Annotated in this window: 14 protein-coding genes and 1 tRNA gene; 4 read left to right on the top strand and 11 right to left on the bottom strand. The window is 58.1% G+C overall.

The window, feature by feature from the left end; translation table 11 throughout:
• Positions 1-122 precede the first annotated feature (122 nt).
• From AC0T4W_RS04260 to AC0T4W_RS04245, 4 genes are all read left to right on the top strand, one after another.
• A complete protein-coding gene (locus AC0T4W_RS04260; RefSeq protein WP_476316568.1) occupies positions 123-1,139 on the top strand; it encodes a class I SAM-dependent rRNA methyltransferase in 1,017 nt (338 codons plus the stop codon).
• A gap of 100 nt (positions 1,140-1,239) precedes the next feature.
• Positions 1,240-4,227 (top strand): DUF748 domain-containing protein, encoded by a 2,988-nt coding sequence (locus AC0T4W_RS04255; protein WP_476316565.1) that lies wholly within the window; start codon positions 1,240-1,242, stop codon positions 4,225-4,227.
• Between the two features lie 12 nt (positions 4,228-4,239).
• Positions 4,240-4,536 carry a DUF2845 domain-containing protein gene (locus AC0T4W_RS04250; protein WP_476316562.1) on the top strand — a complete coding sequence of 99 codons (297 nt, stop codon included), beginning with the start codon at positions 4,240-4,242 and terminating at the stop codon, positions 4,534-4,536.
• Between the two features lie 3 nt (positions 4,537-4,539).
• On the top strand, positions 4,540-4,839 hold the full coding sequence (locus AC0T4W_RS04245; protein ID WP_476316559.1) for a DUF2845 domain-containing protein: 300 nt from the start codon (positions 4,540-4,542) through the stop codon (positions 4,837-4,839).
• Positions 4,840-4,902: 63 nt separating this feature from the next.
• On the opposite strand, the gene AC0T4W_RS04240 is transcribed toward AC0T4W_RS04245, so the two are convergent.
• The 11 genes from AC0T4W_RS04240 to secG form a co-directional block, all read right to left on the bottom strand.
• The gene (locus tag AC0T4W_RS04240) at positions 4,903-5,100 is read right to left on the bottom strand and encodes a CsbD family protein (protein ID WP_476316556.1); all 198 of its coding nucleotides are present in this window, start codon (positions 5,098-5,100) and stop codon (positions 4,903-4,905) included.
• Positions 5,101-5,163: 63 nt separating this feature from the next.
• A complete protein-coding gene (locus AC0T4W_RS04235; RefSeq protein ID WP_476316554.1) occupies positions 5,164-5,532 on the bottom strand; it encodes a BON domain-containing protein in 369 nt (122 codons plus the stop codon).
• A 300-nt stretch (positions 5,533-5,832) separates the two neighbouring features.
• Positions 5,833-7,938 (bottom strand): polyribonucleotide nucleotidyltransferase, encoded by a 2,106-nt coding sequence (pnp, locus tag AC0T4W_RS04230; RefSeq protein ID WP_476316551.1) that lies wholly within the window; start codon positions 7,936-7,938, stop codon positions 5,833-5,835.
• Between the two features lie 212 nt (positions 7,939-8,150).
• Entirely contained in the window at positions 8,151-8,420 is a 270-nt protein-coding gene (gene rpsO, locus AC0T4W_RS04225) for a 30S ribosomal protein S15 (RefSeq protein ID WP_042554902.1), read from the bottom strand.
• 209 nt (positions 8,421-8,629) lie between these two features.
• Positions 8,630-9,550 carry a tRNA pseudouridine(55) synthase TruB gene (gene truB / locus AC0T4W_RS04220; protein ID WP_476316546.1) on the bottom strand — a complete coding sequence of 307 codons (921 nt, stop codon included), beginning with the start codon at positions 9,548-9,550 and terminating at the stop codon, positions 8,630-8,632.
• 4 nt (positions 9,551-9,554) lie between these two features.
• Positions 9,555-9,959 carry a 30S ribosome-binding factor RbfA gene (rbfA, locus tag AC0T4W_RS04215; protein ID WP_476316543.1) on the bottom strand — a complete coding sequence of 135 codons (405 nt, stop codon included), beginning with the start codon at positions 9,957-9,959 and terminating at the stop codon, positions 9,555-9,557.
• 122 nt (positions 9,960-10,081) lie between these two features.
• A complete protein-coding gene (gene infB, locus AC0T4W_RS04210; RefSeq protein WP_476316540.1) occupies positions 10,082-12,568 on the bottom strand; it encodes a translation initiation factor IF-2 in 2,487 nt (828 codons plus the stop codon).
• A 27-nt stretch (positions 12,569-12,595) separates the two neighbouring features.
• A complete protein-coding gene (gene nusA, locus AC0T4W_RS04205; RefSeq protein ID WP_476316537.1) occupies positions 12,596-14,077 on the bottom strand; it encodes a transcription termination factor NusA in 1,482 nt (493 codons plus the stop codon).
• A gap of 66 nt (positions 14,078-14,143) precedes the next feature.
• Positions 14,144-14,605, bottom strand: a complete 462-nt coding sequence (rimP, locus tag AC0T4W_RS04200; RefSeq protein WP_476316534.1) for a ribosome maturation factor RimP — start codon at positions 14,603-14,605, stop codon at positions 14,144-14,146.
• A gap of 301 nt (positions 14,606-14,906) precedes the next feature.
• Positions 14,907-14,992, bottom strand: a tRNA-Leu gene (locus tag AC0T4W_RS04195).
• A 32-nt stretch (positions 14,993-15,024) separates the two neighbouring features.
• Complete coding sequence (gene secG / locus AC0T4W_RS04190) at positions 15,025-15,408, bottom strand: preprotein translocase subunit SecG (RefSeq protein WP_476316531.1); 384 nt, start codon at positions 15,406-15,408, stop codon at positions 15,025-15,027.
• Between the last annotated feature and the right edge of the window lie 2 nt (positions 15,409-15,410).

Here is a 15,410-nt window from a genome sequence, read left to right as displayed (position 1 = left end):
AGCTCAGATGGTGGACAAGCCTTCGGTATGGCCATACAGCCACAACCGCCCTACGCGGCACACCCAAATATCGACGCTTTTCTTGGTAAACTATGCGCCTTTCTCCTTCCGAGTCGCCGCGCATGCCCTCTCTCGATCAGGCGCTGCGCGCCGCATTGCATAACCGTCAAGACCTGCTAGCCGAACTGCATCAGCAAGGCACCGACTGCTATCGCCTATTCCACGGCAGCCAGGAAGGTGCCGGTGGCCTGACCCTCGACCGTTACGGCCCGCAACTGCTGGTGCAGAGCTTTCACCAGGGCCTGAGTCGCGACGAATTGCTGCAATTGGCTGAACAATGCCAGGCCAGCCTCGGGACGCAACTGCTGCTGGTCTACAACGACCGCTCCCAAGGCAACTCGCGGATCGACCGCACTGATGCGGTCTACCAAGCTGAGCCGACCGCACTGGAAGACCTGATCGGCCATGAATGGGGCCTCAACTACCGCGTACGCGGCCGCCACGCAGGGCAAGACCCGCTGCTGTTTCTCGATCTGCGTAACGCCCGTGGCTGGGTCAAGGCGCACAGCGCCGGCAAGTCGGTGCTTAACCTGTTCGCCTACACCTGTGGCGTCGGCTTGAGCGCAGCGGCAGGCGACGCCAGCGAGGTGCTTAACCTGGATTTTGCCGAGGGCAATCTGGCGGTCGGTCGCGAAAATGGTCAGCTCAATCCGCAGCTGCAACCCATGCAGTTCGTGCAATCGGATTACTTCCCGGCGATTCGCCAACTGGCCGGCCTGCCGATCAATGCGCGGCGCGGGCAGAAGCTGCCGCACTACCCACGCCTTGAGCAACGTCAGTTCGATTTGGTGCTGCTCGATCCGCCCGCCTGGGCCAAAAGCGCCTTCGGTACTGTCGACCTGCTGCGCGATTATCAGAGCCTGCTCAAGCCAGCGATCCTCGCCACCGCCGATGATGGTGTGCTGATTTGCTGCAACAACCTGGCAAAAGTAGGCATGGTCGATTGGCGTGAACAGGTGCTGCGCTGCGCGGAAAAAATCGGCCGCCCGGTACGTGACTGGCAGGTGCTGCCGCCGGCCAGCGACTTCCCCTCGCAGGATGGCCAACCGCCGCTGAAGACCCTGATCCTGCAGTTCTGAGCCACCCGCAGCGTGAATAAATCCCCGCGCAGAGCCTCTGCGGAACTGCCCACGCGTGCCATACTCCAAGGCACTTCTCGTCGGGATAGATGACGTTTTTATGCTTAAAGGAATACAGCGCGTTGCCAGCGCCATTACCATCGCCGTTGCCCTCTACAGCCTGCTGGGTTTTCTGATTCTGCCCGGCATCGGTCTGCGCATTGCCAACCAGCAGCTGGCGCAATACGCCGAAGTACCTGCCACGCTACAGCGCCTGCAACTCAACCCGTTCAGCCTGGAGCTCAGCCTCTGGGGCCTGCAGATTGGCGAAGCTGAACAGCAGCAGATCGCTTTCGAACGCCTGTATGCCAACCTGCAACTCAACAGTTTGTGGAGTGGCGTATTGCACCTGGCCGACATCGAACTGGACAAGCCGCATAGTGAAGTGTTGTTCGGTAAAGACGGTCGGCTCAACCTGACCCAGCTGTTCAAGCTGCCAGTCAGTGCGCAGCCTGAGGCCGACCAACCGACCAGCGAACCGTTCCCGCTGCGTATCGCACGCATCAAACTGAGTGGCGGCAATGTGCACTTTCAGGACCTGCGCCCCAGCGAGCCGATCAATTTTCTCTACGACGACCTCAACTTCGAGCTGTTCAACCTCAGCACCCTGCCCGATGACAATGCCGACATGACCCTGGTCGCCACCGGCCCGGCCAACGGTCGTATCGATTGGAGCGGACGCATCAGCCTGGTGCCGATCAACTCCAACGGCAGCCTGAAAGTCAGCGATGGTCAGCTGAAAGCCATCTGGCCCTACGTGCGTGATGCGGTGCCGCTGGTTCTGCAAGACGGCATCATCAACCTCAACAGCGACTACAGCCTGAACCTGGCCAAAGGCACTGAGCTGCTGCTGAACAACACCAAGCTCAGCGTCAGCAACTTTGCCATCAAGAGCCCAGCCGACAAACCGCTGCTGCGCCTGGAAAGCCTGGATATCAGCGAAACCAGCGTGGACCTGGCCAAGCAGCAGGTCATCGTTGGCAAGATTCGTAGCCAGAAACTGGAAACCTGGGCCGCGCGCGAAGCCGATGGCCAGCTCGACTGGCAGAAGCTGCTGGCCAGCCAACCCGCCAAACCAGCTCCAGCTCCAGCTCCAAATGAGGGTGGCGCAGGCTCGGCAGCAACGGAACTGGAAAAAGCCCCCACCGGGCCGACTACTGCGGAGCAATCTGCTGAGCTGGAAACAGTCACTGCAGGCCAACCGGAAGAGCCAGGTAAACCCTGGCAGGTGATCCTGCGTGACGTGCAATTACGCAACTATCAGGTGCATCTGGCCGATCGCGCGGACGGCGCCGACGTCAAAATCGACCTGGCGCCACTCAACCTCGACCTAAAAGACTTCGACAGCCTGGGCACCGCGCCCTTCGCCCTAAAGCTGGACACCGGAGTGAACAAAAGCGGGCAGATTAAAGCTGAAGGCCAGGGACAGCTGACCCCGACTACGGCCAAGCTGCAGGTTGCCACGCGCGATATCGACCTGCGCCTGGCGCAAACCTATCTGAGCCCTTTCGTGCGTCTGGAACTGCGCAGCGGCAAGCTGGGCAGCGACCTCGCAGTCAACCTGCAAAGCGTCGAACCGCTGGCCTTCAGCATTGGCGGGCAAGCTGAGATCAACCAGCTGCACACCCTCGACACACTCAATGATCGTGACTTAATCAAATGGCAACAGGTCGTGGTTGAGGGACTCGATTACCAGCACGGCAAAGGCCTGGCGATTAGCCAGGTCAAACTGCAACAGCCCTACGTGCGCTTTATCATCAACGAAGACCTGACCACCAATATCAACGACCTGCTGATGCCGCAACAGGCCAGCGCCACGCCCGCCAAAGCACCGACCGAAAAGCCGCTGCCAATCCGCATCGGCGGCATCAGCATCAAGGATGGTTCGGCCAACTTCGCCGACTTCAGCCTGCGCCCCAACTTCGCCACCGCGATTGGCCAGCTCAACGGCCAGATCGGCACTCTGGATAACCAGAGCCCGAAGGCCGCCAGCGTCGATATCAAGGGAAAGATTGATAAATACGCCCCGGTCAGTATCAAAGGCCAGCTCACCCCCTTCGACCCGATGAACAGCCTGGATATCACCACCCGCTTCAAGAACGTCGAGCTGACCACCCTCACGCCCTACTCCGGCAAGTTCGCCGGCTTCCGTATCCGCAAGGGCCGCCTCAACCTCGACCTGCATTACCAGATCGAGAAAGGCAACCTCAACGCCGAAAACACGCTGCTGCTGGAAGACCTGCAGCTAGGCGAAAAAGTCGACAGCAAGGACGCCATGGAACTGCCAATTCGCCTGGCCGTGGCCCTGCTCAAGGACACCAAAGGCAATATCGAGATCAAACTACCCGTGCAGGGCAACCTCAACAGCCCGGAATTCAGCGTGATGCCCATCGTCTGGCAAACCCTGCGCAACCTGGTGCTGCGCGCGGCCCAGGCACCGTTCAAATTTATCGGCGGCCTGGTCAGCGGCGGTAACAATATCGACCTCAGCACCGTGCGCTTCACTGCCGGCCAAATCGAACTCGACGCTGACGCGCAAAAAGCCCTGGACACCCTGGCCAGCGCGTTGAAGGAACGCCCAGCCCTGCGCTTGGAAATCGAAGGCATGAGCGCACAGAGCAGCGACGGCCCACCACTGGCCGCCGCGCGCCTGGAGCGCGAATACCAAAACACCTGGTACAAGATGCTGCAACGCCGTGGCGATGATGTGCCTGCCGAGGCCAGCGAACTGGTGGTGGATGAAGACGACAAGGCGGTGCTGCTCGAAGGCATCTACCGCACCCGCCTCAAGCAACAGCCGCCAGGACAGTGGACCGAACTAACAGACGAAGAACGCAGCGCAGAAATGCATGAAGCCGTACTGCAATTCTGGGCGAAAAGCGAACGGCTGCAGCGCCAACTGGCCCAGGCACGGGCGGCCGAAATAAAGCACTACCTGGTCGAGCGCGGCGGCTTGGCCGACGAACGTATTTACCTGCTGGATGTCAACATTTCACAGGCTGACGCCGATGGCCGCGTCGCCACCACCCTGCATCTCGGCAGCGAGTAAGGTCTTTGTAATATGCGCGCACTGGCTACAACGCTGCTCCTTGCCCTCGCGGGCGCATCGTCTCTGGCACAGGCCGAAACGCTGCGCTGCGGCAGCCAACTGGTCAGCCTGGACGACCGGCGTTTCGAAGTGCTGCACAAATGTGGCGAGCCGGTCTTTCGCGACCTAGTCGGCTACTCCCTAGGGCCAAATGAACGGCGCGAGTATCAGATCGAGGAATGGGTCTACGGCCCTGACAACGGCATGCTGAGCATCCTCACCTTCGAGGGTACGCGCCTGCGCGCCATCGAACGCCGCCGTAGCCGCTAACCGATGAAAGCCCTGATTAGTGCCCTGCTATTACTTGTGCCCATCTGTGCACAGGCTTCATCGACCCTACGCTGCGGCAGCGGGCTGATCAGCCTCGACGACACCACCCACGAAGTCAGCAGCAAATGCGGCGAACCATTGAGCCGTGACTTTCTCGGCTACCGCGAAGTGCTGGATGAGTATGGTTTCTACAATGAAGTTGCGGTCGAAGAGTGGTCATACGGGCCACGCAACGGCATGTACCAATTTCTGCGTTTTCAAGGCAACCGATTGATCAAGATCGACAGCAAGCGCGGCAGCTAATCTCTGCCGAGCAACCACAAAAAAGCCCCGCAGGTTGAGCCAGCGGGGCTTTTCTACGCCTGACTACAGCTTGTCGCTGAAATCACGCAGCTCGTCCTGAGCTTTCTCCTTGGTCCAGCCGTAGCGTTCTTGCAGCTTGCCGGCCAGGTACTCGCTATGGCCTTCAGCGACATCCAGGTCATCATCGGTCAGGTTGCCCCAACGCTCTTTGATGCGGCCATTGATTTGCTTCCACTTGCCTTTGATTACGTCAGCATTCATCGAATTATCCTCGTCGTTGAGTGGTTGCCAGGCTGAGTTAGTAGCCCGGCTCACGTCCTTGGGTTACTCGGCAGTTTTCAGAGCTTCGGCTGATACCGCGCTCACGCCTTTGATCTCACCAGCCTTGGCGATGGCCAGATCACGTTCGGCAGCGCTGGCAACAACACCAGAAAGGCTGACAACGCCCTTGTTGGTTTCAACCTTGATATCGATACCGCTCAGGCTGCTATCAGCCAGGAAGGTCGATTTCACCTTGCTGGTAATCCAAGTATCGGTTGCAGCGTCTTCTGCTTTATCCATTGTTTCACTGGCGGCCAGCAGGGTTGGCTGCACCGTGGAGGTACCTGCAGCCAGGACCGGCCCGGCGAGCAACAGGCTCAGCGCGGTAGCGGTCATGGCAGTTACGGCGAAATGCTTGATTGGCTTTTTCATAAATAATGCCTCCTGCGTGTACTGAACAATCTGCAGCCACTACGAGCTGCAGCCTCCCCAGTACTATCGCAAGTGCTATGCCAACCCAGATAAAATAATTTTATTCATATTTATCAATTGGTTACATAACTATAAAAACAGCCGAAGTCGTGCAATCTGCATGTTGAGCCCCAGTGTACAGGGCATATTGCACGACACCTGTAGCTCCCTGAAGACGGAGTGGCATCACGACTCGGTTTTTCGCAGACAAAAAAGAGGGCCCCGAAGGGCCCTCTTTTTTGCGGTTAAGCGACGCGGCGATTAAACGCCCGACGCTTTGGCAGCAGCAACGTCCTTGATCGACAGCTTGATACGGCCGCGGTTGTCCACGTCCAGTACCAGTACTTCAACTTCCTGACCTTCTTTGAGAATGTCAGTCACTTTCTCAACGCGAGCATCGCTCAACATGGAGATGTGCACCAGGCCGTCTTTACCCGGCAGGATGTTGACGAAGGCACCAAAGTCGACGATGCGCTCAACTTTACCGACGTAGATCTTGCCGATTTCAGCTTCCGCAGTGATGCCCAGTACGCGCTGACGCGCAGCCTCGGCCGCTTCCTTGGTTTCGCCGAAGATCTTGATGGTGCCGTCGTCTTCGATATCGATCGAGGCCTTGGTTTCTTCGCAGATGGCACGGATGGTTGCACCGCCTTTGCCGATCACATCGCGAATCTTGTCCTGGTCGATCTTCATCGCGATCATGGTCGGTGCGTTGGCCGACAGCTCGGTGCGCGACTGGCTGATGACCTGATTCATCTGCGTCAGAATGCTTTGACGCGCCTCCAGGGCCTGACCCAGAGCGATCTCCATGATTTCTTCGGTGATGCCCTTGATCTTGATGTCCATCTGCAGCGCGGTTACACCCTTGGCGGTACCGGCTACCTTGAAGTCCATGTCGCCCAGGTGATCTTCGTCGCCGAGGATGTCGGTCAGAATGGCGAACTTCTCGCCTTGCTTGACCAGACCCATGGCGATACCGGCTACCGGTGCCTTCATCGGCACACCGGCATCCATCAGCGCCAGGGAAGCACCGCAGACCGAAGCCATGGAGCTGGAGCCGTTGGACTCGGTGATTTCCGAGACCACGCGAATGGTGTACGGGAACTCGTCAGCGCTCGGCAGCATCGCCGAGATGCTGCGACGTGCCAGGCGGCCGTGACCGATTTCGCGACGACCGGTAAAGCCTACGCGACCACACTCACCGACCGAGTACGGCGGGAAGTTGTAGTGCAGCATAAAGGCGTCTTTCTTCTCGCCTTCCAGGGTGTCGAGCAGCTGAGCGTCACGGGCGGTGCCGAGGGTTGCAACTACCAGGGCCTGGGTTTCGCCACGGGTGAACAGCGCCGAACCGTGGGTCTTGGCCAGTACCCCGACTTCGATGTTCAGACCACGTACGGTACGGGTGTCGCGACCATCGATACGCGGCTTACCGTTGACGATGTTCTCGCGCACGGTGCGATATTCGACTTCGCCGAAAGCGTCTTTAACTTCGCCAGCGGACGGCTGGCCTTCTTCGCCTGCGAACTTGGCAACGATTTCATTGCGCAGCTCGCCAAGACGGGCATAACGCTCGTGCTTGACGGTGATGGTGTAAGCCTGGGAGATCGCCTCGCCGAACTCGCTACGGATAGCGCTCAGCAGCTCGGTGTTCTCGGGCTTAGGCTGCCAATCCCAGGTTGGCTTGCCGGCTTCGGCAGCCAACTCTTTGATTGCCTGGATAGCGCACTGGAAGCCTTCCTGAGCAAAGAGTACAGCGCCCAGCATCTGGTCTTCGGTCAGTTCTTTGGCTTCAGATTCGACCATCAGCACGGCGTCTTGGGTACCGGCTACGACCATGTCCAGGCTGGAAGCTTTCTGCTGCTCATAGGTCGGGTTCAGCAGGTAGCCGGACTCCGGGTGGAAAGCTACGCGTGCAGCGCCAATCGGGCCATCGAACGGGATGCCGGAAATCGCCAGGGCAGCCGAGGTACCAATCATCGCAGCGATGTCCGGATCGGTCTTCTTGCTGGTGGAGATCACGGTGCAGAGCACCTGGACTTCGTTCTGGAAACCTTCCGGGAACAGCGGACGGATCGGACGGTCGATCAGGCGCGAGGTCAGGGTCTCTTTCTCGGATGGACGGCCCTCACGCTTGAAGAAGCCGCCAGGAATCTTGCCGGCAGCGTAGGTTTTTTCCTGATAGTGCACAGCCAGGGGGAAAAAGCCCTTGCTTGGGTCGGCTGTCTTGGCACCGACCACGGTCACCAATATGGCGACATCGTCATCAACGGTGACCAGCACTGCGCCGGTGGCTTGACGGGCAATACGGCCCGTTTCGAGGGTAAAAGTCGATTGGCCGAACTGAAACTTCTTGATTACCGGGTTCACGGTGTTTTCCTTCTCTTTTTTGCCTTTGGGGAAAGCGTTTCTTGCAACCGTTCTATCACGTCAACGTGAACAAACGGGTCTTGCAGAATGTGTGGGCGGTTACGGGAATCGGACCCGCTATCGTCCAAAACAGCTCAAGCAGAAAAGCAAAAGCTGGAAGCAGGGTCAAACCCCACTTCCAGCTTCGGCAGTCAGCTACGCATAAGCATTGCTTAGCGACGCAGACCCAGGCGACCGATCAGGGCGCTGTAACGACTGGTGTCCTTACCCTTCAGGTAATCCAGCAGCTTACGACGCTGGTTAACCATACGGATCAGACCACGACGGCTGTGGTGGTCCTTACCGTTGGCCTTGAAGTGGCCTTGCAGTTTGTTGATGTTGGCGGACAGCAGTGCAACTTGCACTTCCGGGCTACCGGTGTCGCCTTCAGCTTGCTTGTAGTCGTTAACGATCTGGGCTTTTTCTTCAACGCTGAGTGCCATGGGGCAATCCTCTCAGTTAAGAAACTGCTGCAGTGCAACAGTTTCAATAGGCCGGGAATCGCTTCCCGTGTTTTTAAGTGAGGTATGACCGTGCCTATTAACAGCCACCCTCGATACACGCAGGCCAGAGCCGAAACCCCTTGCCTGCGCTACGGTCATGCCGACCGAATCCTAAACCACGGGCCTATGGCCCGTGTCTCCAACCAAGGCTACGCCTTGGTTGCAATCAAGCGACGCGGCGCAATGCGCCCGTCTTCGCTCACTTCACCGATACCGATAAAGCGACCGTTGTGATCTTGTACCCGAACCATGCCGAACTTCGGCGCATCCGCAGCGCGTACTGGCTGCCCTTGCAGCCAGTAGAACGAACTGTGCTCGGAGAACTGCAGCAGCGGCCAGTGTTGCAGGCCGCTGTCGGCCGGTTGCAAAAACTGATCAACGGCATCACAACCACCTTCGCCATGCACGCGCTCCAGCTCTTCGAGCGTGACGGTGCGGCTCAAATCGAAGGGGCCGGCTTTGGTTCTGCGCAGCTCTGCAACGTGTGCACCACAACCCAGCAAGTGGCCGATGTCTTCAACCAGGGTGCGGATATAGGTGCCTTTGCTACAGTCGACCGCCAGGCGCGCTTGCTCCGCCTCGCAGCCCAGTAATTCCAAGCGCGCAATAGTAACAGAACGCGGCTCGCGCTCCACTACTTCCCCTGCCCGCGCCAGCTTGTACAACGGCTGACCATCACGCTTGAGCGCCGAATACATCGGCGGTATCTGGCTGATTTCACCACGAAAACCGGGCAAAACGGCCTCGATATCGGCGCTACCAACGGTCACCGGACGACGCTCCAGCACTTCACCTTCAGCATCGGCGGTGGTGGTGGTGACGCCCAGCTGCATCAGAGTTTCGTAGCCTTTGTCGGCATCCAGCAGATACTGGGAGAACTTGGTTGCCTCACCGAAGCACAGCGGCAACACGCCAGTGGCCAAAGGATCGAGGCTGCCGGTGTGCCCGGCCTTCTCGGCATTCAGTAACCAGCGCACCTTCTGCAAGGCGGCGTTGGAGCTGAAACCCTTGGGCTTATCCAGCAAAATGATGCCATCGACGGCACGACGAATACGTTTGACCTGGGCCACGCGCTTACTCCTTGGCCTCGGGTTCATCACCGTGCTGACGGTCTTGGCTGACAGCACGCTCGATCAGTGCCGACAGCTGCGCACCGCGAATCACGCTTTCGTCGTAATGGAAACGCAGGTTCGGCACGCTGCGCAGCTTCATCGCCTTGCCCAGCTGCATGCGCAGGAAGCCGCTGGCATCGTTGAGCACCTTGATGCTCTGCACCACGGGATCAACACCCTCTTGCGGCTCGCCATCCATAACGGTGACGAACACCTTGGCATGGCTGGAGTCGCGGCTGACTTCTACCGCCGTGATGGTCACCAGGCCGCCAAGACGCGGATCTTTGATTTCCAGGCGGATCAACTGCGCCAGCTCGCGCTGTATCTGGTCGCCGATGCGCTGGGCCCGGCTAAATTCTTTGGCCATTTCTTACTACCTTCACTCGTCACGCTGCGCAAAAAGCAGCGGACCTAAAAGCGGCAAACGCCCGGCCGCGAATAAACGGGGCCGGGCGCTGCATATTGCAACTCGCTACTACATGCCTGTTTTTACAGGCTACGAGCCACCTGAACTTTCTCGAACACTTCGATCTTGTCGCCGACCTTGACGTCGTTGTAGCTCTTCACACCGATACCGCACTCCATGCCATTACGCACTTCGGCAGCATCGTCTTTGAAGCGACGCAGGGATTCCAGCTCGCCTTCGAAGATCACCACATCGTCGCGCAGTACGCGGATCGGACGGTTACGGTGAACCGTACCCTCGAGCACCATACAACCGGCAATCGCACCGAACTTCGGCGAACGGAACACGTCACGCACTTCGGCGATGCCCAGGATGTTCTCGCGAACATCGCTGCCGAGCATGCCGGTCAGGGCTTTTTTGACGTCTTCGATAATGTCGTAGATCACGTTGTAGTAACGCATATCCAGACCTTCCTGCTCGACGATCTTGCGCGCGCCGGCATCGGCACGCACGTTGAAGCCGAACAGTACAGCGTTGGAGGCCAGCGCCAGGTTGGCATCGGATTCGGTGATACCACCGACGCCGCCACCGACCACACGCACCTGCACTTCATCGTTACCCAGGCCGCCGAGCGAGCCCTGCAGCGCTTCCAGCGAACCACGGACGTCAGATTTGAGAACGATGTTGAGCGTCTTTTTCTCTTCCTGGCCCATGTTCTCGAAGATGTTTTCCAGCTTGCCAGCGTGGGCGCGGGCCAGTTTCACTTCGCGGAACTTGCCTTGACGGAACAGCGCCACTTCGCGGGCTTTCTTCTCGTCGGTCAGTACGCTCATGTCGTCGCCGGCATCCGGAGTGCCATCCAGACCGAGAATCTCGACCGGAATCGACGGGCCTGCTTCTTTGATCGGCTTGCCGTTCTCGTCAAGCATGGCGCGGATACGACCGAAGTTGGAACCGATCAGCACCATGTCGCCTTGACGCAGGGTACCGTCCTGAACCAGTACAGTGGCAACCGGACCGCGACCTTTATCCAGACGCGACTCGACCACGACACCACGGCCCGGGGCCGACGGCGTAGCTTTCAGTTCAAGAACTTCGGCTTGCAGCAGTACAGCTTCGAGCAGGTCATCGACACCGGTACCGACTTTTGCCGATACAGAAACAAACGGCGTATCACCGCCCCACTCTTCCGACGTCACGCCGTGTACCGACAGTTCGCTGCGAATGCGATCCAGATCTGCACCCGGCTTGTCGATCTTGTTCACCGCAACAACCAGTGGAACGCCAGCAGCCTTGGCATGCTGAACGGCTTCAATGGTCTGCGGCATCACGCCGTCATCTGCTGCAACAACCAGAATCACGATATCGGTCGCCTTGGCACCACGGGCACGCATGGCGGTAAACGCGGCGTGGCCTGGGGTGTCGAGGAAGGTGACCATGCCGCGCTCGGTTTCTACGTGGTAGGCACCGATGTGCTGGGTGATACCACCGGCCTCGCCAGCAGCAACCTTGGCGCGACGGATATAGTCGAGCAACGAGGTCTTACCGTGGTCAACGTGACCCATAACGGTAACAACCGGTGCACGAGAAAAGGTCTCGCCTTCGAATTTCAGCGACTCAGCCAGGGAGTCTTCCAGGGCCGTGTCGCTGACCAGGGTGACTTTATGACCTAGCTCTTCAGCAACCAGCTGGGCAGTTTCCTGATCCAGAACCTGGTTGATGGTCGCCGGGGTACCCAGCTTGAACATGAACTTGATGATTTCAGCGGCTTTGACCGACATCTGCTGAGCCAGATCGCCCACAGTGATGGTCTCGCCAATCTTCACTTCGCGCACGATCGGGCCCGTTGGGCTCTGGAAGCCGTGAGCATTACGCTTCTTCAGCTTGCCCTTGCCACGACCACCGCGACGGAAGCTGTCGCTTTCTTCATCAATGGAACGCGGCGCAACACGCGGAGCAGGTGCCTTTTCCTTAACGGACGGACGATGCTGGGTGGTCTTGCGCTCGCCGCCACGACGGTCGGCGTCGTCATTGCGCGGTTTGTCCGGGCGACGCTGCTCATCTTTCTTGCGTTCTTCAACGGCCGGAGCGGCAACCGCTGGCAGCTCTACGGCAGCAGCCGGTGCAGCAGCGGCCGGCGCTTCAGGCGCAGAGCCAGGGCGCGCAGCTTCTTCTGCGGCGCGACGCTTAGCTTCTTCATCAGCCTTCGCTTTGGCAGCTTCAGCTACTGCGCGCTGCTCAGCCAGCTCACGCTGCTTTTCAGCTTCGATTTCTTCAGCGCTGCGCTTAACGAAGGTCTTCTTCTTACGCACTTCTACACTGATGGTTTTGCTACCGGCAACCCGCAGGGTACTGGTGGTTTTGCGCTGCAAGGTAATCTTGCGCGGCTCTTCCACCTTCTTGTCGCCGTGGCTGCTTTTAAGATGGGCCAACAGGGCCTGCTTCTCGCTGTCGGTCACCGCTTGCTCGGCACTTTTGTGCGGCAAACCTGCCTCACTCATTTGCTGCAGCAGGCGTTCAACCGGCGTATTGACCACTTGGGCCAGTTCTTTCACCGTGACTTGCGTCATGTATTTCTCTCCTCAGGCCGCAACTTCTTACTCGAACCAATGGGCTCGGGCGGCCATGATCAACTTGCCGGCACGCTCAGCGTCGATACCGTCGATGTCGAGCAGGTCATCAATCGACTGCTCGGCCAGGTCTTCGCGGTTAACAACGCCGCGCACTGCCAGTTCATGCGCAAGCGCCTTATCCATCCCCTCAAGCGAGAGTAAGTCTTCGGCTGGGTGGGCATCTGCCAGCTTTTCCTCGTTGGCGATGGCTTTAGTCAGCAAGCGATCTTTGGCACGGGCGCGAAGCTCGCTGACGATATCCTCGTCAAAGCCATCAATGCTGAGCATTTCTTCCATCGGTACGTAGGCAATTTCTTCAAGGCTGGTGAAGCCTTCTTCGACCAACACCTGGGCCAGCTCTTCGTCGACTTCAAGCTCTTCGATAAAGCGCTGCAGGATGTCGCCTGTTTCCGCTTGCTGCTTGGCCTGGATATCCGCCTCGGTCATTACGTTCAAGGTCCAACCAGTCAACTGACTGGCCAAACGCACGTTCTGACCGCCGCGGCCAATGGCCTGAGCAAGGTTGTCGGCGCCAACGGCGATGTCCATAGCATGGGCATCTTCGTCAACGATAATGGCGGCTACTTCGGCCGGCGACATGGCGTTGATCACGAACTGGGCGGGGTTGTCATCCCACAGCACGATATCCACACGCTCACCCGCCAACTCACCGGAGACCGCCTGCACGCGCGAACCGCGCATGCCGATACAGGCACCCTGCGGGTCGATGCGTTTATCTTTGGACCGCACGGCCAGCTTGGCGCGCGAACCTGGATCACGGGACGCGCCCATGACTTCAATCAGTTCTTCAGCGATTTCCGGCACTTCGATGCGGAACAGCTCAATGAGCATTTCCGGCGCGGTACGCGACAGGATCAGCTGCGGGCCGCGGTTCTCAGTGCGAATTTCCTTGAGCAAGGCGCGCAAGCGCACACCAACACGAAAGGTTTCGCGGGAGATGATGTCCTCACGGGCCAGCATGGCTTCAGCGTTGTTACCCAGATCAACGATCACGCTGTCACGGGTGACTTTCTTCACGGTGCCGGAGATGATTTCACCCAGACGCTCGCGATAAGCCTCGACCACCTGAGCACGCTCAGCTTCGCGGACTTTCTGCACAATAACTTGCTTGGCGGTTTGCGCGGCAATACGACCAAACTCGATGGAGTCGATCTTCTCTTCCAGCACATCACCAACTTTGGCGTTGGCCTCAACTGCACGCGGCATGTCAGTGGTGACCTGATGCGCAGGGTCATCAAATTCACTTTCATCGACCACTGTCCAGCAGCGGAATGTTTCATAGTTGCCGGTCTGGCGATTGATCGCCACACGCAACTCAACTTCATCTTCAAAACGCTTCTTGGTAGCCGTGGCCAAAGCCAGCTCCAGCGCTTCAAAAATTACGCTAGCCGGTACACCCTTTTCGTTGGATACCGACTCAACAACCAGCAGTACTTCTTTGCTCATCGTACGCCTCGCCTTTCGCAATCCATTTTGAGCCACGTAATCCGCTTACACCGCAGGATCCGCGTCTCAATCAAACCTGGGGATAATGTTGGCCTTGTCGATCATGTCGATCGGCAACAGGAATTCATGGTCATCCACCTGCACCACCACGTCCTGCTCTTCCACACCGCGCAGAAGGCCCTGGAAGTTGCGCCGGCCTTCAAAAGGCGAACGCAGCTTAATCTTCACTTGCTCACCGGCATGGTTGGCGAACTGTTCAATAGTGAACAGCGGCCGGTCCATACCCGGCGAGGACACCTCAAGGGTGTACTCAGCGCTGATCGGGTCCTCGACATCGAGCACCCCACTGATCTGCCGACTGACAATTTCACAGTCTTCGATCAGCACGCCGTCAGGCTGTTTATCAATATAAATTCGCAGCAGAGAATGCCGCCCTTGTGACAGGAACTCGACACCCCAACATTGGTAGCCAAGAGCCTCGACTACCGGGGCCACCAAGGCCTGCAACTGTTCTAGCTTGCTCGACACCTGAACCCCTCGCGCATGCTGTAAAAATAAAAAATGGGCGAATCGCCCATCATCAAACCGCCCTCTAAAGGCCGGCAAAGCTGTCACCCAGCTAGCAAAAAGCCCCTTAAAAGGGGCTCCTCTGCAACTCAATGCGGGGGCTGGTTTAACCCAACCATCATCGGACTCAACATCCGAGGAGCGACCTTGCTGCTCAATCCCACATCAAAGCTGGGGCCGGATTATACGACTGAACCTCAACCAGGGTCAATCGACACTCCAGCAACAAAAAGGCCCGCATCAAGCGGGCCTTCCTGAAAATTGGTACCGAGAAGGGGACTCGAACCCCTACAGCCTATGGCCACTACCACCTCAAGGTAGCGTGTCTACCAATTCCACCACCTCGGCAAAATCGTTTGTTGCGTAAAACCTACTGCGTATTACTGCTGTTCTGGAGCCTGAGGTACGTCTGCCGCTTCGATAGCCGGCTTAGCTGCATCAAGAACAGGTACATCTTCAACAGCTGGCTTAGCCTGTTGTACTTCCAGGACTGCTGGATCAGGCAAACCGACCTGAGCCAAACCATCAGCTTTGTCTTTAGCAAAGAACGCTAAACCCAAGCTAGTCATGAAAAAAGCGGTGGCGAGTATAGCAGTAACGCGACTCAAAAAGGTAGTGGTTCCTTGGCTACCGAATACGGTAGAAGAAGCACCCGCACCAAAAGAAGCGCCTGCGTCCGCACCTTTACCCTGCTGCAGCAAAACCAGCACAACAACGCCGATAGCACCCAGCAGATGAAGAACAACGATAACTGTTTCCAGCATTT

Source organism: Pseudomonas sp. C7.1 (assembly GCF_056312395.1).
Note: the sequence above shows the minus strand (reverse complement) of the source record. Positions and strands in the feature narration are given on the sequence as shown.